This window comes from Magnetococcus sp. PR-3, from assembly GCF_036689865.1.
Classification (GTDB): Bacteria; Pseudomonadota; Magnetococcia; order Magnetococcales; family Magnetococcaceae; genus Magnetococcus.
Window position 1 is genome coordinate 490135 of sequence record NZ_JBAHUQ010000001.1, and the last position, 22196, is coordinate 512330.

The window sequence follows — 22196 nt, forward strand, 5'->3', positions numbered from 1 at the left end:
GTTACCCCCGGCAATGAACTCCAAAAAGGGTGTATCCTGCCAGCCAATTCCAGCGGAGAACCCTAGGTCAAAATCCTCACCACCAATGGAGATGGAGCCAAAGTCGACCGAACGTTCAAAATAGGGCATCTGCGCCCCTTCCAGCAGGGCGATCAGTTCTGCTGCCTTACCTTTAGGGGCTATCAACTCATACCACGCGCCACTATCGGTATAATCTTGGGTGGTTAGATCCAGCGTAGAGGTCTCCCCCCCCATATACCGGTAGATCTGACCACTTTTACCCCCCCCCTCATGGTCACTGGCCACCTGGACCTGTGCACCAAAAGCGATCTCCTGCTCACCATCGCTGCTCATAAAGTCAACGCGGGAGTAGGCTTCCGCATCCGCCCCCTCCCCTTCACCCGCTGCAGAAGCGACCAGCTTGGTGTTGGCGTAAACAGCCGGTGCATCATCGGCAGAGAGCGATAGGGTTCCCCCGACGGTGATGGCATCCGTACTATCGGCGGGTTCAACAATGGTCGCTTCCGCCACGGTACTGACCATATTGGAACCCAGCACAATGGCAGCCGCGGCAGATTGACCGCCTGCGGTGGCTTCGTTACTGGTGGTGGCGTTGATGGTACCAGAGACCTTGGCCGCCATATCCAGATCCCCACCAATGGTGAGGGAGGAGTCATCAATTGAGGTATAGACCGCAGCGGGCTGTTCGGTGCCAATAGAGGTACCCAACAAGGCATCAATGGTATTGGCAAACAGGTTTTGTGGTGCCCAGCCCACGGTGTTAAAAGCCAGGCTAACCCCAACGGCGGTACCATTGTTGGAACTCATGGTAGCGCTGTTTTCTGCGGTCACATCTGCCCGGTTCTCCCCGTGTACCTGCAGGGTACCACCGCTTAGGATATCACTTTGAGCAATCCAGGCATCGGCATCACTCAACACCGTATTGGTCGCGATCAGACCGTTCAGTGCCAACCCTGAACTCTCCTCCCCGTCAGAAGAGGAGGTACTGGTACCACTTAAGGTGGCGTTAATGGCAGCCGCTTCCATGGCCAGAACCGACAAATCACCACCTGTGGTCAGGTCCAGCCGGTCCACATAGGCATCAACCCCGGTGCGCACATCGTTGCGGGCCACCACCCCCCCTACCGAGGCACCACCTGCACTGGTGGTGGTTAGGGTAATGCCAGAGTCCACCACCGCTGAGTCGCTGGCAGCTACGGTCAAAGCGCCGGTGGTGCTGCCCGTCAACTGCTCGGTTCCCGCATCATCAGCGCTCTCATAGGGGCTGATCCAGGCGGCGGTGTCGCTGCTAATAAGGTTACTGGCCAGCACAAAGCTGGCGGCGGCATTGGCCGCATCAGAGGCTGCGGCGTTGTTGATGGTGGCAAAAATACCCGCACCGGCCACGCTCTCTTCTGTTGCATCAAAAGCACCGGCTGTGACACGGACATCACCACCGGCCCGGAAGGTGGTGGCGGTCATGGAGGCCTGGGTACTGGCGGGCTGTTCATCCCCAATAGCGGTCCCCAACAGGGCATCGACCGCCTGCGTAAAAATGTTCTGTGGTTCCCAACCAATGGTGTTAAAAGCCAGGCTCACCCCAACGGCGGTTCCACCAGAGGAGACCACCGCGCTGTTGTCCGCCGTAATGGTTGAGACATTGTCTGCGGCCACAGTTAGCGCACCATCCATATCCACCGCACTGCGGGTTACATGGGCGTCGGCTTCACTCAGCACAGTATTGGTCGCGATCACCGCCCCAATCGCCAAGGGAGAGCTACTGGGGGCTGCGGCCAGATCGGAGGCCTCTTCTTCCTCTTCCGCACTTTGGGTGGTCATTTCACCAGAGACTGTGGCGGTAATGGCCGCATTTTCCAGGGCGCTCAGGGTAAAGTCGCCCCCGCCATCCATCGCCGCATCATAGACCTCGGCCAGTACATCACCACGCACATCGTTACGGACCACAATCCCGCCAACAGAGGCCCCGCCACCACTGCTGGAGGCTAAGCTAATGTCAGCCTCAATGGCCGCACTGTCACTGGCAGTCAGGCTCATATTGCCCCCTGCCATCAGGGTCATATCCCCATTTTCATCCTCACCGTTACGGGCAAAATTACGCACCCGGGAGGAGACCATGTTACTGGCCAGAATAAACCCAGCCGCTGTACTGGCACCGGTGGCAGAGATCTCATTGGCAATGCTGGCTGTAATGCGTGCATCCCCGGTTGCCCCACTGGTTAGATCTCCATCCGCTTCAATAGAGCTGTTGTAGATAACCGTCTGCACCGCCGCAGGTTGGGCATCCCCCAGTTCGGTCCCCAACAGGGCGTCGATGGTGCTAAACAGAAGGTTTTGTGGCTGCCAACCAATGGTATTAAAGGCCAGGGTGGCGCCAACGGCGGTCCCCCCTGAGCTGATGGTGCCACTATTTGTGGCATCAATCAGCGAAGCGTTGTTGGCATCAATGGTTACCGAGCCTGCACTGTCGATATCACTATTCACCACGGTGGCGCGAACATCGCTAAGAATGGCATTGGTCGCGATCAAAGCCCCCACCGCCAGACCACCGGCCTGATCATCACTACTCTCTTCAGCCTCTTCATCGGAGAGCGAGACCACTTCACCATTCAAACTGGCGGTAATGGTGGCCGAACCTCGTGCCAGCACTTCTACATCGCCCCCAATATCCAGGTGGGCGTCATTAATCAAAGCGGAGACATCGTTACGGACATCGTTACGGACAATCAGCCCCCCAACAGCGACGCCACCGCCACTGCCAGACTGCATGGAGATCTCCGCTGAAATACCCGCCGTATCACTGGCTTTAAGAACCAACCCACCACCGATGGTATGGGTGGTCTCCCCAACCTCTAACACACTCTCATCGGGGGTTGCATAGGGGGTTAACAGAGCATCGGCCCGTGAACTGACCATATTGCTGGCCAGTACCGCACTCACCGCCGCGCCATCCCCCGTGGAGGTGGCGTTGTTGATCACCGTGGCATTAATTTGCGGTACCTGCACCGCACTGACCTCGACACCACCACCAATAATCAGGTTGCTCTGGTCAACATGGGCCAGTACCGAGGTGGGGCGTTCATCACCAATTTCACTGCCAACCAGGGTATCAATGGTGCCATATAGGAGGTTTCGCGCCTCCCAACCGATGGTGTTAAAGGCCAGGGTTGCCCCAACCGCCGTGCCACTGCTTTCGGTGATGGCACTGTTGGTGGCGTTAATGGTTACCCCATTATCCGCCCGTACCGCCATATCCCCATCGGCTGAGATCACACCACCACTCACCAGCGCTTCCACACTACTGAGCATCAGGTTATTGGCAATGAGCGCATTTGCCGCGACAGGGTTGGATGCCGTGGCGGGGTCTTCCGCAGGGGCCTCCGCTGCGGGCTCTTCTTCCACAGGCTCTTCCGCAGGTAGATCTTCTTCAGGGAGCTCTTCCGCAGCTTCGGCAGCCGCTTCAGCATCCAACACCTCTTCCGATACACCAGGCTCTTCCGTGGCTTCCACCTCCCCTTCCGGGGCAGGCTCATCCAGCGCGGGTTCATCACTGGCCCGTACCTCACCACTTAGGGTGGCATGGATGGCACCATGGCCGATGGCATCCACCGACAGGTCACCCACCACGGTAATGAGGGCAGAATCCAGCTCAGCCAAGACCGTCTGGCGTACATCGTTACGGACCACAATGGCACCAACGGCAACACTGCTGCCCCCGGCGTTGGATGTGATCGATGACATGGCCACATCGGCATTGATGATCGCCTCATCCTTAGCCATAACAGCCATGGAACCGCCAGCATACGTGTTGTACAGGGGGTAGCTGTTCTCTACATCCTTACCATCCACATAAGCCTGGGTATTGCTCCGCACCCGGTTACTGGCCAAAACAGCCGAGGCCGCAACACTCAAGCTACTTTCAGCCTCACCTGTAGAGACCTCGGAACTGTTGTTGATGTTGGCATTAAGGGTTATCCCATCCACCGCCTGCACGGTGATATCACCCGCAATGGTGACATTACTGGTCGCGATATAGGCCACCGTATCCATCGGGGTTGCCGTCATGCCGACATCACTACCGATCAGGGTACTGAGCGCCACGGCACCAATGTTGCCCATGTCCCAACCCACGGCATTGAAAGCCAGGGATCCACCCCCCGCCGAACCGGCGGCATCACTGACCCCAGTACCGGCAACAGAGTCTGCTGAGACCGTTGCCGTATTCTGTGCCTCAACCTGCAGGGCACCCTCGGTATGGACGGTAATGGTGCTTCCCTCAATGGAGGAGAACACACCGCCATTGAGCTGGTTCCAGGCAAACACGCCCCCTAACGAGAGTTGGGAACCCTCACTGCCTTCCTCTTCGCCCCCTGCGATGGCCATGGACTCGGTGGTGGATGCCAGGGTAACCGCATGGGTAGCCAGCAGACGCAAGCCAGCACTCTCGATGGTACTGTTGGAGAGATCAGTCAAGGTCATACGATCGATGGTATTGCTTGCTGAGGCGATACCGAGCTTAATACCATCCAGTTTAGGGATATCGGCAGAAAAACCGGCACTGGTGGCGGCATAGTGGCTGCTATCCTTGGCCAGCAGATCCAGCCCCTCTTCTGCGGTTACGGTCACACCATCCATCAATGCCTGGGTGGTACCGCTGCTTTTAACACGGGCAATTTTACCGCGGGCATCATACCCACTATTGTTCAGGGCATAGACCTGCAACGCCGCCACGTTCAGGTCGGCATCCACCACTTGAGCGGTCACATCCTCCGCAATGGTGGTGTTCTGAACCCCAATCAGGTCAGAGAGCACCTCCCCAAAAATACCGGGGTTCTCCAACTGCCCCAGGTCGGTACTGGCAGCACTCACCTGTACCGAACCTGCGGACTGATAGTCGGTTCCATCCAGCGTGACCGCTGCGGTACCATCCCCCAAAAAGGCGGAGGTGGTACGATCCAGGTCAATCTGACTCACCCCAATTTCCAAACCTTCGGCCAGATCGGGGATCTCTTCATCCGACGGGGCCAGTTTGACGGTAATATCCGTCTGGTCCACCGCCTCAATTAATAGATCCACCCCCGCATCATCTTCCAGCTGGCTGATCAGCATAGAGGCGCCACCCGCGACACCGGCGGTGGTGATCTGGGTAAGGTCCACACCCGCCACACCCAAAGAAGCGGTAGAGTCTACCGCCAAACGGGTTTCGTTCACCGCACGCAACACCACACTCTGTGCTTGAATATCAGCTTGGCTACCCAACAGGGCTGTGGCCTCGACATCGGCCATCAGGACCGCGACATCCAAAGGGGCATCCGCCGTCACAGAGACATCGGTCTCCACCAACGCTTCCAGCACCACAGACTCTGCTGCCAGAATCGCCCCCTCAACCTGCAACAAAGCCCCATGGTCAATACCATCGAACAGATCCATCACGGAACTAATGGCATTGGCTGGCGTACGATCTTCTGAAAAAGCCGACTGCGCGCGCAACACCACACTGGCGGTGGTCTCAACCACCGCATCGGCGGAGACCTCAATGGTCTCAGCCTCTGCCAACAGGGTGGTATCCCCCAAATCCACTGTAGAGAGCAGCAGCTGGTCGGTGCCATCCCCCCCCATAATGCCAAAGATATTGATGGGGGCGGCAAACACGATGTCGTAGATGGAGTCACCAGACAGGCGCATGTTGCCATCATCATCCTGAGAGAGTGTGGCGATATCATCACCACTGCCCAGGTTGAAGACCACATTGGAGAGGCTCTCATTGAGCGAAAGCAGTGTATCTGACTCCAGCCAGGTCAGCCCTTCCAGCTGCTCAGCCCCTTCGCCATCTTGGCTTAGGTCGATCACCGTCCCTTGAGAGGCGATCTCTGAGACATCGCTAAAGCTGCTGCTGACCTGCGCCACCGCCAGATCAAAGGTGTCTGCCGTCAGGGCATCCTCCTCCGTCTGCTGCTGTACCATGGCCTCGGCGGAGAGGAGGATACGGTCCTCCAATTTCTCCACCATGGCTCGATTTTGATGGAAAAAGCTTTGCTGCACAGCCGAACCGACTTTACGAGACACAGGCTTTTTCTTCATGACACAACTCCACACCAAAAGATGGCAACGCAGGCCCATCATGGGCCTACACACGCCGTACCAGCAACCAATCCTCACTTCGCCAAAAACCGAACGAAGGGTGGTACGCATTCATATTTCTTACAATAAGAACAACAACTAAAACGGAAGAGCGCTATCCAACCACACATCCGCTTCCATCACCGAGCGACGCTGATGAAAAGCCATCCGCTCTGCCCGACTTTGCACATACTGCACACCACGTTTCCACGCTTTACGCCCCATCATCCGCATGGATTGCCGTACCAGGGTCCCCATCTGACGCTTGAACACCCCTTCATCCATACTGAGTAAGCTTACCGCACTACCCGGATCACCCTGCCGCCCACAACGCCCAACCAACTGCCGATCAATGCGGGCTGAATCGTTACACTCAGCAATGATTACATGCAGCCCTCCCAGGCTGCGGCTATGATCATCCAGGGCAATATCGGTCCCACGTCCAGCCATGTTTGTGGCAATGGTAATGGCACCGGTTTGACCGGCCAGGGCGACGATATCAGCCTCCTGCGCATGATGTTGCGCATTAAGCACTTGGGCCGTCAGCGCTTGTTCTGCCAAGAGCTGAGCCAAATGTTCACTGGTATGAACACTGCGCACCCCCACCAGTACCGGCCGACCCAGCGCATGCTGTCTGGCCACCTCTTCCACCACCTTCTGCCACTTGGCCTCAGCGGTAGAAAAAATCTGTGGTGGTGCCACTTGCCGCTGGGGGGGCCGATGGGTTGGAATGGAAACCACCGTCAAACGGTAGATATTCCACAGCTCCCGAGCGGCCTCAGCCGCTGTACCGGTGGTACCCGCCAACCGTGCAAAACGACGAAAAAAAGTCTGAAAACTCATCTGCCCCATAGAGGCGTTGGGGTCCGTTAACGGTAGCCCTTCATACGCTTCAATGGCCTGATGCAACCCAGCTGAGAGTGAGCGTTCAGGGGTCATACGCCCGGTGGCATCATCCAGCAACACCACCTTCTCCTCATCCACCAAATAGTGCCGTCCAGGCTGAAAAAAATGACGCACACTTAAAGCGTTACGCACCAAGGCCTGTCGCCTAACCGCACTGCGCCACACGGGGGCCAACCGCCAAGCCATGGCCTCCATCATCTCCATGGCGGTGGATAAAAAAGTGACCTGCCGATGGCGGATATCCAGCTGGTAATCCTCTTCTTCTCGCAGCCCTTCCGCCACCTCTTCGGCCCATTTCACCGCATCGTGCAGGCCCTCAACCTCCTGAGGTGCTGAGAGAATAAGGGGGGTGACCGCTTCATCAATCAAGACACTGTCGGCCTCATCAATAATGGCACTATGCAGCCCCCGGGGCAGCATCAGGGTGTTGGGTAGAGACTCTCCCAGGTCGTGACGATACCAGCGCTGAAACGCCATCTTATCGCGCCCAACCCCTTTGCCATCCGCCAGTTGATCCCGCAGATGATCCGCCAGCAGGGTCTTGGCCGTCACATAGGCGACATCCGCTTCATAGCGTACCTGCCGCTCTTCCGGACTAAGCTCTCCACCTGCACTGGCCACCGTCAACCCGCAGGCTTCCAACAGCGGCTGCATCTGCTCGGCATCGCGTTCGGTCAGGTAGTCATTGGCACTAATGACATGACAAGGTCGCCCCTCCCACCCGGCCAAGACCGCCGCCAGCCCCACGGTTAAGGTCTTGCCTTCTCCGGTGGACATCTCCGCCAACCAACCCCGGTAGAGCGCCAAAGCCCCCATAAACTGCACCAAATAAGGGCGCTTACCCAGGTGGCGCCACGCCATCTCCCCAACCTGCGCCAGGCCATCGATCAAGGCCTCCCCCGTCATGGGGGATTGCAGACGAAAGGCGATCCGTGTGGTCACCAACTGGGCCTGCAAGGTGGCGTCGTCCAGGTCTGCCAACGCGTTACAGCGCTGCAAACAGGTGTGTGCCATACGCCGCAACTGCCCTTTTAACTGGGGGCGGCTCCGCCAAACCCCATGCATGCTGTGTAGCCAGCCCTCCACCCCCTTGGGTAGGGGACTGGGCTCTGCCAGTGCCCAATAACCGTTCATACCCGGAACCTCCGTTGGAGAAACTGCCGCAAGGCCCGCTCCCACTGCTCCAACAAAGGACGGTTATTCAAGGTCAACCGCATCACCCCCAAACGGCCATGAACCCACTGCACATCGCCACCATCCGGCAGCTTGGCCTGAATACGGAAAAAAGGCTCTGCCGCCGTCATCCCGTTGGGATCCATGGGATCCACCGCAATCTTACCGCCACCGGGCATACCCAGTGCGGGTGTGGGTAGCACCCCATGTTCATGGGGAATAACATCGACCTGCACGGTGGTTATGTTCTTATTCTCCTGCCCTTGAATACGCACCTCGGCCTGGTTGACCGCATGCTCAAACAGGTGAGAACCGATCTGCGGCAGTACCCCGACAAAACGCCATTGATCGGGCTGCACCAACAGGCCAATGGCATCCCCACGGGCCACCCAACGCCCTTTGGTGGCCTCCTCATCGGGGACCGACCACACACCGGCGATGGGGGCTTGAACCAACAGGGCATCGTGCTCTTTTTGCAGATCGGCCAGATGCTGTTCCAACGCTTCCTGCTGCTGTTCAATGGGCTGCAGGTCGGCCATCTGCTTGGTCATGGCCCATAGAGCCTGTGCTTTTAACTGAGTCAACTGGGCCCCGATAGCACGCATCTCAACGGCCAGTTGTGGATTTTCCAACGCCAACAACAGCTGCCCACGCTCTACCCTGGTGCCTGGCTGCGCCATAACACGGGCTATCCGTCCAGTCGCTTCACTGCGCACAGGGCGAAAAGCTTCAGCCTCAACCACACCATCAAGCCGCATACGGTCTGGCATGGGCACACTACCCAGCACCCCCAGGGTCACCAACAACAACCCGCTAGAGATCCCCACCGCCCGTCCCCGGTAACGGGCCAACTGGGTACTAAACCCCAGGTAGCGAACCAGTTTTACCAGTGGCACCACCACCATCATAATGCCCAGCATCCAGGCCATGGCGATGCCAAATTCCAGATACTGACCCGCCACAAAAAAGATGATGGACCACATTAAAAAGGCCCAGTTAATCAGGCTTAAAGTACCGTAGAGTGGGAGTAACAGAACCTCCCACCGGTTTTGCGCCGCAGGGCGGGCATCCGGCAGCCGCAGGATGAAACGCTGTGCCAAAAACTTCAGCTGATCCCGCGAACGCTGAAACAGATTAGGCACCCCCAGCAGATCCGATAAAACGTAGTAGCCGTCAAAACGCAGCAGAGGGTTTAAGTTAAACAACACCGTCGAGACACTGGCGGCAAAAATAACATTATAGGCCAGTGCATTGAGGGTACCCGGTGCGGTATGAACCCACACAATGGCCGCCACCGCAGCCACAGCCAACTCGGCCACCACCCCGGCCAACCCCACCCAAATACGCTGCCAACTGTAGCGGAACCCCCAACTGGCGGAGGCATCCACATAGGGCAAAGGGGCGAACAGCAGCATCATCACACCCATGCGGTGGACCTCACCGCCAAAGTGCTTACACACCCCTGCATGGCCCAATTCATGGACCACCTTGGCCACCACAAACCCCACGTAGAGCAGTACCAAATTACCGGGGGCAAGAATACCGGCACTCTGTTCAAACAACGGGGTATCACTGGTGATCAGTGAGAAAAAGGCGGTCGCCAGCAACCCCAAATAGAGGGCAATACCCCAAGGCCCCAAAAACCACCGGATCAACCCTTTGGAACGTTCCAGAGCCTGATCAGGGTCCAGCAGTGGAATACGGATGGCCAAAAAGCCCATCCACAAAGCTGCCCGTTCTTTATTACGCCGCTTTCGGTAGCGTTCAAACAGACTGGCCCCAGCGGTTACCCGGTCATACTGAAGCAGGTTGGAAAGGTTGACTTGCCCCAGCAGGTGGATCACCTCCTCCTGGGTTAAGGCATCCTGACCATCCTCTTCCAAAGAGGCTTGCCACACCTCCTCCACAGTTTTTAAGAGAGAGAGACGACACAAAAAACGGTAACCAGCCATGGAGACACGATACCAGTCACTGCTCAGGGTATCCCGCAGCACCACCCAGACTTCGCCCTGGAACTGCTGCCGGTGGGCCCGCACACTATGGCGCAGCGCAACACGAACCTCGGCTACGCGATACCATGCATCGCTAAACACCCGCTCCTGTTGCTTGCCCCCGCTCATAGCCAGAACAACTCCCTAAGAAAGTTCACTGTGCGATGGCTCAAAACCCAGATCAAAGGCCGATCTTCAATAGAGACTTTGGCATTCCCCCCCATACCAGGCCGCCACCACTCTTGTGCCTCGCCCACAATCTGCCCACGGGCCAAAAAGACACTGCGGTTCTCCCGTTGGGTGGCCATGGGGTCAATACGTTCTATGGACATTTCAAACCGTTGATCGGGACGCCCAACCAAAGAGACCTCCCCCATCTGCCCACGTTTCAGCTCGTGTACATCGGCCTGACTCACTTCAAGTTCCAGATAAATATTCTCGGTCCGGGCCAGTTTTAAGAGCAGATCACCGCGACGAACCGGCGCCCCCAACCGAGTTTTTAGATCTCCCTCTACGATCATACCGTCATAGGGGGCACTCAAGTGGGCATGGTCCAGCCTGTACTGCACCAGGGCCAGCCGTGCTTCAGACTGTTGCAAACGGGCCAGGGCAATCTGCATTTCTGCCAATTTACGCGAGGCGTTGGCTTTTTCTACCTCCCGCTTGTAGCGCACGATCTCTGAGGTCGCCATGGCCGCTTCTTGCTTGAGATCACGGGTATCCAGGGTGGCCAAAACCTCCCCCTGACCTACACGGTCCCCCACATCCACATGCACTTTGTGCAAAAAGCCATCAAAGGGCGCGGGCATGAACAGCAGATCCTGGCTACGTAGCTGAGCCCCAACATCAACCTGATAGTTCCAAGGGGTCACAATCAACCCAAATAGCGTGCAGGAAAAAAGTACCGCAACCAGCTTCCACATGGCCTGTTCCGGGCCAAACAGAGCACGCACACCTTGGCGGAAGCTGTGCCAAAAGCGAGCCCCAAACCAACGGTCACTGGCCCGCACCTGCTGTAGCTGATAGGCACAAGCCTGGGTGGTTAATTCCAGTTCCCAAACCGCGGTCGTCGTTAAGGGTTCTAGCCCTTTTTCAACCAGCAGCACGGCGATGGTCTGCTCACCCCAGTGGATGGGGATGGAGCTGGCACTGCCCTCGCCAAACCGCTTTACATAGGTCTCATGGGCTCGGTTAACAACCCGGTCGCCATCCCGTGCCGGAAAACTCACCACGCAGGATTGATCCAACGCCTCTTCCATGGCGGAGGCCATCTCTTTCGCGGCCTGGGTTTTGGTATCAAATTTTTCAATATGGCTGACCGCCACCAACTTAACGTAATCCCCATCCACCCAGCCCAGGGAGACCCGTGCACACTCAAACCGAACCGCCAACTCAGAACAGAGATCAAAGGCGGTCCGCATAAACCGCGGTTGGCGGCTTAAACTGGCGCTTAGCTGTAAAATTTCGAATAACCGTTCCGCCCCGGCATCCCTGGGCATCGCCATACGCTGGCTATATTGGGTCATAAAGTGGGCTGGCAGGGTCATAACCAGCGAGGTCAGGGCCTGGGATGAGGCATCAAATACAAAAGGCTGGGAGAGCCAGCAAATCAGAACCGCATGGGGCCGCTCTCCATCGGGAGAGGCTGCCAACGGCAAGGCCAGTATGGGTTGATCTTCCCCACCCGGCATGGGAAGCGCACGCTCCAGCGCCTGATCCGCCAACTGGGACAAATCGGCGGCATCATACTCCTCAAAAGTTGCGCGCTGTGGTGAGGTCAACACCCCCTGCCATGGCTGGACCTCAGAGCGGATCAGCAACATCACTTTCCGGGCCATTAAGGCCGTGTTAGCCCCTGCCAAGTAGGCGGGCCAAAACTGCTCAACCGCCCCCTCAAAAGTCAAGAGATCAGAGAGGCTCGCCCCATGGCCCTCTGCAACTTCAACCTCTGACGGAGCAACCTGTTGGACAGAGCAATTCATTACGGCTCCTGACGCACAACATGACCAGAGAGACCTGGACGAATCGAACCATCGCCATTATCAAACGCGGCGGCAAACTCAACCAAACCACTGGCTGAATCCACCAAGGGGGAGACAAAAACCACGGAAGCTTCCCGGTGAATACGCTCGTTACCCACCCCCAACACCAAGGTTACCCGCTCCCCGCGCTGCAACATCGCCTTACCCTGAGTTGCAGGAAAAGTCCCCACAAAGCGTACCCGGTCCACATTCACCAGCTCCACCGCAGCTTCATTTGGGGCAATACTCTCCCCAACACGGGCCAAGACTTTGGTAACAACCCCAGCAAAGGGTGCCCGCAAATGACGCTGTTCATAGCTATTACGGGCCATCTCCAGCTCAACTTGTTGCCGTTTTTTTTCTAAAACAAGTGACTGCAACTCCGCTTCAACCGCCTGCAGGGCCAGTACTTCATCCTCAACTTGCTTGGTGGAAACCGCACCACTCGCCAGCAATTTTTTGGCTTGGGCAACCTGGGCTTTTAGTGTCTTGCGCCGCTGTGCCAATGCGTTCAAACGTACCCGGTCTGCCAGCACCAATTTTTGATGCTTCAGCTCCAAACGTTCACGAATACGGTTAAGATGCAGAATCAGATCACCACGCTGTAGCATGGCGCCCTCTTCAACCTCAACCTGCTCAACACGCCCCCCCACCACCAGACTAAGCTGGGCACTTTGCCACGCTTTGGTAATACCCAAAATCTGCGGGTGGCCGCCTTGCGCCCAGACACTAAGGGGCAGCACCACCGCCACCAGCAGCCCAAAGAGACGGCTTATGATGCCCGTGGGGCTCAACGGTAAAGCTCCGCCAGGGCACCTTGGGCGGCTTGGAACATGGTTTGTGCTTTCATGGTGGCCACCTGCTGCTCGGTGACCAGTGACTTGGCATCAATAACCCGTTCTTGCTGTCGTAGCACGGCACGCATATCACTGCGCCCTGCATTAAACCGGTTCATCTCCATCTTCGCCCGTTTGGCCTCCCGCTCGGCCACGGTCAAGGATTTTTGCCAACGGGCCTTGGTATGGCCCAGGGCCTTGAGGGTGGTCTGGATATCATTGGCAATGGAGACCTCTAACCCCTTAATGGCCAACTTGGCTTCATCCAACCGAATACGCGCTGTTAGGACATCCGCACGGGCTTCGCGGTTACCTTCCAAATTTAAGTTGGCCGATAATCCAACCGTCCAGCTGGGGTCAATACCGTTGGATTCGCCATAGGCGTTCCAACGGTTATAAGCCAGCCCACTCCGGCCATACTTGGCTTGAAAATCAACCTGTGGCAGGGCTTGGTTCTTGGCGTAAGAGAGCTGCTTCTCTTTTTGTGCCCGCTCCAAATGCTTGGCTTTAAGGTCCGAACGTTGGTTTAAGGCTACGTCCAAACTCTCTTTAAATGCAGGCACCTGAGGAAAATCTTCCATCAAGGTCTCGTCTACCTGCAACATGCCATCGTTGCCATCCAGAGCGAACTGCACTTGGGTACGTAGGGTGTTGCTCTTTTCACGCTGGGTTTGGTGGGCCTCACTTAAGGCACTTTCAAAGCGGGTCAGCGCATTTTCAACCTCCCATACATCAGCGTCGGCCAAACGCCCCTCTTTGCGCAGCTTGTTGGCCATGGTCAGCATCTTCTTACCCATGGCAATTTTCTCTTCAAAAGCCACTACTTTGCGTTGTGCCAACAGCAGGTCGTAGTAGATCATGGCCACCTGGGCAATGGTGACGGACTCGGTATCCTCATAGGTAAAAGCCGCCACATCCTGACCAATTTTGGCCACCTGAATCGGAATGGTCGTGACACTTTTACCCGCCCCCTTCAACAGGGGTTGGTTCAGACTGAGCGAATAGTCCACCCGGTGGTTATCCGGCTCTGTGGCATCCAACACCCGCATGGTACTGGTCATTAACTGACTTTGACTCAGCTCAGCGGTAACCTTAACACCGGTTTCAAATGTACGGCTAAGCAGCAACGAGACATCGGTACTGTCACTCTCGTAAACCGAGGTGTAGCGGGTGGTCTTTTCTTCAATATTGTTGGGCTCTTCGGTATGCACACGGGAGATCGAGGCGCTCAGCTGGGTATCAAAAGCCCCCTGAGCCCTTAAGATACTGGCTTCCGCAATATCTTTGGATAACCGGCCACTTTGCAAATTAACGTTACGCTGGCGCAACGCTTTGACCAGTGCTTCCAGGGTTAAAGCCCCCTCTGGCCAGACCGGAGCGTGAGGCATATCCACAACGGTGGTGGTCGCCTCTTTCTCCGTGCCACTCAATTGAGCAAAAAGTGGCAAGGCCTTAACCAGCTCGAATAAGCCAGGTGTTTTGGCAAAGTCAGCCATTTCAGCGACGATCGGCGGATCGGGTTCAGGTGCGTTATCGATCTCACCACACCAAGCAGGTGTGGTGATAACGGTGAAACCCACTGCCACGCCCACCCCCAAAACGATGAGGGGTTTTATCGGTACAAAAAGTCGGTCGCTCATGGTGTCCTCTACCCAGCTGGAAGGGAGATGCAGATCTTTAATTATGCTGTCAAACCTTGATCAGCTACGTCATTCACCTGGGGATCAGCGGATCCTTTTTTCATACTGATCAACCGCTCAATTTGAGCCAGTGAGATCAAGTGCCCGTAGATACCAGGGAGGAATCCCTTACTGCGCAGGGTCATAAACTTCTCTTCCGTGAGGTTGTTTAAACGCTCCTCATTGATCACATAACAACCAGAGATACTACGCACGCCCTCTTTGGCATTAACCCGCATGTTCAACGGGGTGAACATGTTGTTCTCTGTCAAAAAGGCGGTGAACTCCTGGGTTACCTGATCGAGCATTTGCAGCTCACCTAAGTAGCGGCGCACATTCTCCACAACTTGGGTGGCGTTCCCCTCTTCATCAAACAGCAGCTGTCCCTCATCATCGCTCAGCAGGTCACTGGCTTCATCCACACACACCACATAACGGTCATCGCCCCCTTTAGCCAAGGCAAAAGGATAACGACGGATAATGGCTGGAATATAGCTGGCGTCCCACTTGCCCTCTTCATTCAAAAACAGGTTTTCGCCTGCCTCTAGGCCAAGCAATACCACCGGGCGAAAACTGTCTTTATCGGTATCTTCTAAAAACACCACTGGGTAAATCGCTGCAGCGCGGGCCATTTCGTGCAGCGTGATCGAAGCGACGTGAAAAGAGGAGGCAAAACCAAAATCGTTGGTATTACGTACCCGCTTTTGTCCATGACGCTCTTTGTTGATTGGGACGACAGATTCAAACATTGCATTTCCTTGATGTTGACTAAAATTCACATGGACGGACACCGATCCTTGAGCAACCCACCCTAAACCCAGTGTCGTAGAGAGGGCAGATATTCAAGCTGGGTCGTCACACCCGAAAAGTAAGAAAAACCATTAAAAGCCCTCGCCCAACCCGATCAACTGATACAAAGCTGGCACCAAGCGTGTATACCGAATAGGGGATGAACAAACCATCCATCTCACCTAGAGATCTTTCAACCATAGGTTTTACTGGGTTGATGCTGTTGCAAACGGCCCCCGTCTGTCCCTTTATGCCGCTATAAATACATGGATCGAACAAACATAGGAGCCATCCAACAACAGCTCCAGCCCCCTAAATTCAGAGGCTTAAAATCGGTGCGTCATAAATACCCCCACACACCGTGTGTGAACACCCTGAAGAGGGGCTATGCAACTCAAATTATTAGTGACCAAACATAATACCATTTTCCCCCATGTTAGTTGCGGAAAAACAGCACCCCCATGCCAGCTTTTTTCATCCATCATGAAATATTAAAAATGATAAAACCACACTGCCATAAACAGCACATTAACACGCGACATGTTTTTAGGCTCAACCACACTCAACACCATGAGATTTAGTTGACATTTGGCAGAAGAGACACCAGCCTAAGCAGACGTTCAGAATGGAAATTTCGTAGGATAAAATGGGATCTTTTTACGGACAAAACAAGTGACAGGTTAGCGTATTAAACACACTTTCCTGCAGATCTTAGCCCCCCCAAAAAACGACCTAAATGGCGGCTTTGCCCTTAAGGAAAAACCTGAGCATTGATCGATATGAACCCATCTGACGGGTCGATAAAAAATTGTAGTTTTGCAGGACATGCTCAAAAAAACCTTCAGTTCTGCATACACCCCCACTAAAAAACCGGTGGTGCATGACTGTTTTATTTTTAACCACATAGCCCCATGACACGACATCCTCAGGTGAGGCTAAAGCCCTGACAAGGGTTACATCACGCGGATGTTACCGCCCGCTCTATCCCTGGTTATCAGGCGCGGGGCCATCCGGCGGGTCTATGGTTAAAATACCCACTTTTTTAGAATGCCTTTATCCGGCTTTTTTGACGTAAACAACGCACAACTTCGATCTATGACCATCTTAAAAGATCACGGAGCATGACATGCCTGACCAAACACCTCTGTCGCCCCTTCACATGCTCCAAGCCAAGTGTGGCAGCCTAGCGGCCCTCTTATGGATCGGTCTATTCACACTCCTCACAACCGCAGAGCCTGTACACAGTGAAACCCTGCATATCGGCTGTACAGCCTGGGGTTGCCAAAGTTTTGAGAAGACAGCCAACCAGTGGGCCAACCCACAGGGCCACACGGTCAAGCTCTATGAAGGGGGGCGCTTGTCCGATAATCTGCTGGGGCTGTATCGCCAAATCTTAGCTGCGCAGAGCAGTGATTTTGATCTCATTTTAATGGATACCATCTGGCCCGGCGTACTGGGCAAACATCTGGTTGATCTTCGTGAGTATATCCCGGAACAGAACATTAACCAGCACTTTAAGCCCATCATCGCCAACTTAACCGATGCCCAAGGCCACCTGCTGGCCCTGCCGTTATTTACAGACGCAGGGTTACTGTTTTACAGAAAGGATCTGCTGGAAAAACACGGCTTTGAACCGCCCCAAACCTGGCAGCAGATGGCCCATATTGCCCGAGAGATCGTGCGTTTAGAACAGCCTAACCACCCTGAACTTGCAGGCTACCTGTGGCAAGGCAAAGCCTATGAAGGGCTGACCTGCAATGCCTTGGAGTGGGTTGACTCACACCACGGCGGTACCATCGTGGATGATGCCACCGGTCAGGTAACCATCAACAACCCACAAGCGATCAAGGCTTTGCAGATGGCCCGTGACTGGATTGGCGCTATCTCCCCCAAATCGGTTCTACACGACACAGAGATGGAAAACACCGAGCAGTTCCGTGCTGGGCATGCCGTCTTTATGCGAAATTGGATGGAGATCTGGGCACGCATAAATGATGAACACTCCCCCATACGAGGTAAGGTTGGGGTTATTCCTCTGCCAAAGGGCGGGGAGACAGGCAAACACTCGGGTACATTGGGGGATATGAGTTTGGCCGTCTCCCGCTACTCAGAGAACATTGAACTGTCGGCCCGCTTAGTCCAGCAACTGACCGACTATGCCCCACAGAAAATGCATGCCATGCGTCATTCGTTCAGCCCCACCATTGAAACACTCTATGACGATGCCATCATCAAGCAGGAGCGCCCTTTTATGGGGGCCCTAAAAACAGCCCTACTCAACGGGGTTGCTCGCCCAGCCAAGCGTACCGCCCGTGCGTACCCCAAGGTTTCGCGCAAATTTCATAAAGCAGTCCACTCTATTCTTTCAGGCAAACAGAAGGCCGCCGACGCTTTAGCCCAGCTGGAGCAGGAGCTCAACGCTTTGCGCCGCACCGAAAAATGGTAATGCCCACTTAAAACCCAGTGATCAATATTGAGGGAGAAACAACCCCATGCGCAGCTACTTTCGATACTGGCACGAGAGCCTGGTCTCGCGGTTGCTGATCAGTTTCTCCCTGGTACTCCTGTTGATTTTTATGACAGGCAACACCCTCACCGTTCATCTGGCACGCAACGCCCTCACCCAACAGGGGGCCAAGCAGATCGCCAACCAGCGCACCCTACTGACCAAGCAGATTCAAGATATTGAGCAGCAGCTGGTCGCCGCGCTACAACCCCAGCTGGCGCTATTAACCAAGATGGTCCGCCCACCATTACTCAACGCCATTAGCGCCATAGAAGATGACAGCCATGTTGCAAACCAGCGGGTTATTAAAGGATTTAAGGATTGTTTTCAGACGACTGAAGCCCCCCAGATTACCCGCTGTCTCGAACAGAAATCCCGTTTTTTTATTCCAAAAGCTATTCAGCTTCTCAACCGTAGCTATATCCGCACAACCGCCTCAACCATCCTCTCCAGCAGTGAGGTTGTGAGTATTGAAATTCTGGACTGGGAGGGGCAGTTTTACGCAGGGTTTCATCAAAACAGCCAGGGGCAGATCCAAAGCTTAAAGGCGCCGATCGCCCCCCCACCGGATAGTCAACGGATCCAACAAGAGATTAGAGACCAAGGGGAGTACCTGGGGCTGATTGTATTCCACTACCAGACCCATCGCCTGGCCCTTTTGCGTCAGCGGGCCGAACAGGGTTTGCATCGCACCATTGAGTTAATTGAACACAACCAAGATAGCCGGATTGAGCAGATCACTTTTAACCGGATGGTTGAAGGGGGGGTGTTTTTTGTCTTGCTGTTTATTGCCATCTCTTGGGTCTCTATGCGCACCATTGTACAACCGCTACAGAGCCTAAAAAACAGTGCCGACGCTTTTTCTCGTGGGGATTTAACCCACCCGGTCAATATTCAACGAGCGGATGAGCTGGGCACGCTGGCCAATAGCTTTCTCAACATGCGCAACGCCATTCACCGCCAGATTGAGGCGCTAAAAGAGGCCGAACAGGCTCGCATACGGGCACTGCTGCTGGAGCAGGAAAAACAGGCTGCAGAGCAGGCCAACCGCTCTAAAAGTGCCTTTTTGGCAAAAATGAGCCATGAGATACGCACCCCCATGAATGGGGTTCTCGGCATGACGGAGCTGTGCCTGGGAACCCACCTGAACACCCTACAACACAACTATCTATCCAAAGCGCATACCGCCGCCCGCACCCTGCTTGAGATCATCAATGAAATTCTGGATTTTTCCAAGCTTGAAGCCAATCAAATGGTGCTGGAATCCACCCCCTTTAATCTGGAACAACTACTGGGGGAGACAACCGCACTGCTCGCCCCCCAAGCGCATAAAAAAGGGTTAAACGTTCACCTAACCATTGATCCAAACTTACCCCTTTGTGTCATGGGAGATCCCACCCGGCTGCGCCAAGTGGTGATGAATCTACTGGGTAATGCCGTTAAGTTCACCCAGCAGGGCGCCCTTGAGCTCGCCATAGAGGTGGTTAAAAAGACCGAGCATCGCTTAGGGGTAAAGATTCAGGTTATCGATACAGGCATTGGCATTGCCCCCGAACATCAGCAACATCTATTCGACCCTTTCTCCCAAGCAGAGGGCACCACAGCTCGCCATTATGGCGGCACGGGTTTGGGCTTAAACATCTGCCACCAGTTGATTGAACTTATGGGGGGAGAGATTCAGGTCACCAGCCAGTTGGGTGAAGGGTGCCGCTTTGAGGTTTATCTTGAACTTGAACAGCCACCAAATACACGCACCCTGGCCCAACACGGGCAAGCACTTTTGCCCACCCCACCCCAGCCTATACGGGTGGTTCACTCTGACCGTAAAACCCGTAACTATCTGTTGGATCTATTCAACGCATTTCAGCTACCTTGTTATGGTCACGAAACGCTGGATCAGGCGCAGCTATGGTTAACACAACAGCCTAAGCCCCCGACCCTTTGGCTGATAGAGGCACAACAGCACCCGCAACCGTTCCAACCGTTGGTTCAAAAAACGGAGATCACACTGGGGATTGTTGAACTCTCAACACAACCGCCCCAATCTCTGATCGGTCCTTTGGAGGGCACCAAACACCGCCACCGTTATCTACCCTCCCCTTTTACCCCTTCTGAGTTAATGGTGGCACTGCAGCAGGTCATGGGTCTGAGCATCCCCCACGCCCCCCACCAGCACACAACCCTGGCTAACCCAAAAATACTGGGTCAGCCCATTAAAGGTGCGCGGATTTTGCTGGTGGAAGATACCCCGGTTAATCAGGAGCTGGTCATGACCCTGCTCCAACGGGGGGGGATAGATGTTGATTTGGCGGAACATGGGGCTGCGGCTTTGGCGCAACTGCCCAAACAGCGTTATGATGCGGTTTTGATGGATATTCAATTACCCCAAATGGATGGGTATGAAGCAACACGCCACATCCGCAAGCAACCTCAGTGGCAGGATCTTCCCATTATTGCCATGACAGCCAGCCTGACCTCGGATGAGAAAAATCGCTGCCTTGATGCTGGTATGGATGACCTCATCCCCAAACCCCTGGATACCCACACACTGTTCGACACCCTGACACTCTGGATTCCGCCAACCTCTACAGCAGGCGTCGAAGCCTCGTCTGTCGCACAGCTCGCGTTTCCGCCCCCCCCTTCGTTCACACTGCCCGACATAGAAGGTGTTGAACAGGATATAGCCGTGAAGCGCTTAATGGGGGATCGGGCCCTTTATCAACAGCTATTCATGCGACTGCCCACAGATTTCAGCTCCTTTGAGCAAGAGCTGGAACTGGCCTACCAGCAGCAAAACCATAAAGAAGCCATACGTTTGGTACATAGTCTACGGGGTTACGCCGCCAACGTGGGTGCGGTGGTGATGCAGCAGCATGCGCAGATGCTGGAGGAGGCGATAGCGCAACATGGGTTGGCACATGAACCCACGTTAAGGGTGGTATTAAGCCAAGAGCTGGACCGGCTGATCCGCGCCATCGGTATGCTGGATGGGGCAGCCCCGAACCGCTAACCTGTCCACGGGCAACAGAGATCAGGCACAAACTGTGTTATCAAGGGGCTTCAATACACAGCAGGAGAAAACAGGGGGCTTTAGGGGTAGATCCCACTCCCGAGAGAGAACCGGACCCAAAAAGCTTGGCTTTAGGTCAAAGCCACTTTTCAGATCCAGACAACAGCGATAAAAACGGGCAGACACCCAATAGGCAAAAGGGGTTATGCCCCAAAAACAGTAAGCCGATAACCCATTTCCGGCACGGTAACAACCTCAAACGGAGGGGGTTCTATGCTCCTGACTTTACGCCGTATACGAGAGATCAACACATCCACCGTGCGTAAATGTCCTTCACCATCTTTACGCTCAATACGCTCACTGAGCATCTCGCGGCTGACCGTCCGCTCACCGGCCTGGGCAAGCGCCAGTAAAATGGTACTCTCCCCACGGGTAAGCTGTATCACGACATCATCAGGCCCCATCAGCCGGTAGATCTGCGTCTCCAACACCCAGGCACCAAACTGTTGCTGAAAGCGCTTATCCTGCTCGCCCTCATGGCGAACATGACATTTGATCAAATTACAGACCCGGTGGTTGAGCTCAACCACGTTGAAGGGCTTAATCAGATAATCCGAAGCACCTTTTTCAAAGCCTTCTGACCGCTCTTTTGGTGCACCGCGAATGGACATAATCAAAACGGGTATTTCAGGAAAGTGAGACTTCAGCTTTTCAATAAGGGTCAACCCATCCATATCCGGCAAGAGCAGATCAACAATAAAAAGGTCATAAGGCGCCTCTTTCGCCAACCGCCAACCAGACTCGGCATTCCCCACCGAGACAACCTCAAACCCCTCTTTGGCGAGCGCATTCTCACAGATAAAACGAGAAGAGGCTTCGTCTTCAATCAATAAAATTTTCTGTTTGACAAAAGAATGCATCATTATTTATGCCATCCAATATCTGGTCGAACACTTGGTACCGCCATCATCCACCATACGGAGGCGCGCTTGCCGCCCTCATCAGGGGATCATATCTACCAACCCTGCTTACAGTCACACAAACAGCCCTCTCCCCCACGCCACCCAAGGCCCAACATACTCACATAAATGTCAGAGTCATAAAGTACAGATCAATGGTTGGTCTAGCTGACAGAGAAACAGGCTCC

The 22196-nt window shown here is 54.9% G+C and carries 10 protein-coding genes (1 of these 10 running past the window's edge); 2 read left to right on the plus strand and 8 right to left on the minus strand.

Annotation, left to right across the window (positions count from 1 at the left end):
- The 7 genes from V5T57_RS01450 to V5T57_RS01480 form a co-directional block, all read right to left on the minus strand.
- A protein-coding gene (locus tag V5T57_RS01450; RefSeq protein WP_332889370.1) for a hypothetical protein crosses the window boundary here: on the minus strand, window positions 1-6099 show its beginning. The gene continues 40095 nt to the left of window position 1, outside the view; the window shows 6099 of its 46194 coding nt (coding positions 1-6099); the start codon lies at window positions 6097-6099; its stop codon lies off the left edge, out of view.
- A 138-nt stretch (window positions 6100-6237) separates the two neighbouring features.
- Entirely contained in the window at window positions 6238-8178 is a 1941-nt protein-coding gene (locus tag V5T57_RS01455; protein ID WP_332889371.1) for a preprotein translocase subunit SecA, read from the minus strand.
- The gene (locus V5T57_RS01460) at window positions 8175-10337 is read right to left on the minus strand and encodes a hypothetical protein (RefSeq protein WP_332889372.1); all 2163 of its coding nucleotides are present in this window, start codon (window positions 10335-10337) and stop codon (window positions 8175-8177) included. The genes V5T57_RS01455 and V5T57_RS01460 overlap by 4 nt, the downstream gene beginning before the upstream one ends.
- Complete coding sequence (locus tag V5T57_RS01465; protein ID WP_332889373.1) at window positions 10334-12190, minus strand: efflux RND transporter periplasmic adaptor subunit; 1857 nt, start codon at window positions 12188-12190, stop codon at window positions 10334-10336. Before V5T57_RS01465 ends, V5T57_RS01460 begins: the two co-directional genes overlap by 4 nt.
- Entirely contained in the window at window positions 12190-13023 is an 834-nt protein-coding gene (locus tag V5T57_RS01470) for an efflux RND transporter periplasmic adaptor subunit (protein ID WP_332889374.1), read from the minus strand. Before V5T57_RS01470 ends, V5T57_RS01465 begins: the two co-directional genes overlap by 1 nt.
- Complete coding sequence (locus V5T57_RS01475) at window positions 13020-14705, minus strand: TolC family protein (RefSeq protein ID WP_332889375.1); 1686 nt, start codon at window positions 14703-14705, stop codon at window positions 13020-13022. Before V5T57_RS01475 ends, V5T57_RS01470 begins: the two co-directional genes overlap by 4 nt.
- A gap of 41 nt (window positions 14706-14746) precedes the next feature.
- Window positions 14747-15493: a SapC family protein gene (locus tag V5T57_RS01480; RefSeq protein ID WP_332889376.1), complete on the minus strand. Its 747-nt coding sequence runs from the start codon at window positions 15491-15493 to the stop codon at window positions 14747-14749.
- 1166 nt (window positions 15494-16659) lie between these two features.
- Between V5T57_RS01480 and V5T57_RS01485 the strand changes: the two genes are divergently transcribed.
- A complete protein-coding gene (locus V5T57_RS01485; protein WP_332889377.1) occupies window positions 16660-17979 on the plus strand; it encodes an ABC transporter substrate-binding protein in 1320 nt (439 codons plus the stop codon).
- Window positions 17980-18025: 46 nt separating this feature from the next.
- Window positions 18026-21049: an ATP-binding protein gene (locus tag V5T57_RS01490; protein WP_332889378.1), complete on the plus strand. Its 3024-nt coding sequence runs from the start codon at window positions 18026-18028 to the stop codon at window positions 21047-21049.
- A gap of 203 nt (window positions 21050-21252) precedes the next feature.
- Here V5T57_RS01490 and V5T57_RS01495 read toward each other — a convergent pair whose 3' ends face one another.
- Window positions 21253-21972 (minus strand): response regulator transcription factor, encoded by a 720-nt coding sequence (locus V5T57_RS01495; RefSeq protein ID WP_332889379.1) that lies wholly within the window; start codon window positions 21970-21972, stop codon window positions 21253-21255.
- Window positions 21973-22196 lie beyond the last annotated feature (224 nt).

What these genes read in the sequence shown, in the direction of transcription:
- V5T57_RS01465 (WP_332889373.1), bottom strand. Translation starts at nt 12,190, where the DNA reads ATGAATTGCTCTGTCCAACAGGTTGCTCCGTCAGAGGTTGAAGTTGCA.
- V5T57_RS01485 (WP_332889377.1), top strand. Translation starts at nt 16,660, where the DNA reads ATGCCTGACCAAACACCTCTGTCGCCCCTTCACATGCTCCAAGCCAAG.
- V5T57_RS01475 (WP_332889375.1), bottom strand. Translation starts at nt 14,705, where the DNA reads ATGAGCGACCGACTTTTTGTACCGATAAAACCCCTCATCGTTTTGGGG.
- V5T57_RS01460 (WP_332889372.1), bottom strand. Translation starts at nt 10,337, where the DNA reads ATGAGCGGGGGCAAGCAACAGGAGCGGGTGTTTAGCGATGCATGGTAT.
- V5T57_RS01480 (WP_332889376.1), bottom strand. Translation starts at nt 15,493, where the DNA reads ATGTTTGAATCTGTCGTCCCAATCAACAAAGAGCGTCATGGACAAAAG.
- V5T57_RS01455 (WP_332889371.1), bottom strand. Translation starts at nt 8,178, where the DNA reads ATGAACGGTTATTGGGCACTGGCAGAGCCCAGTCCCCTACCCAAGGGG.
- V5T57_RS01490 (WP_332889378.1), top strand. Translation starts at nt 18,026, where the DNA reads ATGCGCAGCTACTTTCGATACTGGCACGAGAGCCTGGTCTCGCGGTTG.
- V5T57_RS01495 (WP_332889379.1), bottom strand. Translation starts at nt 21,972, where the DNA reads ATGATGCATTCTTTTGTCAAACAGAAAATTTTATTGATTGAAGACGAA.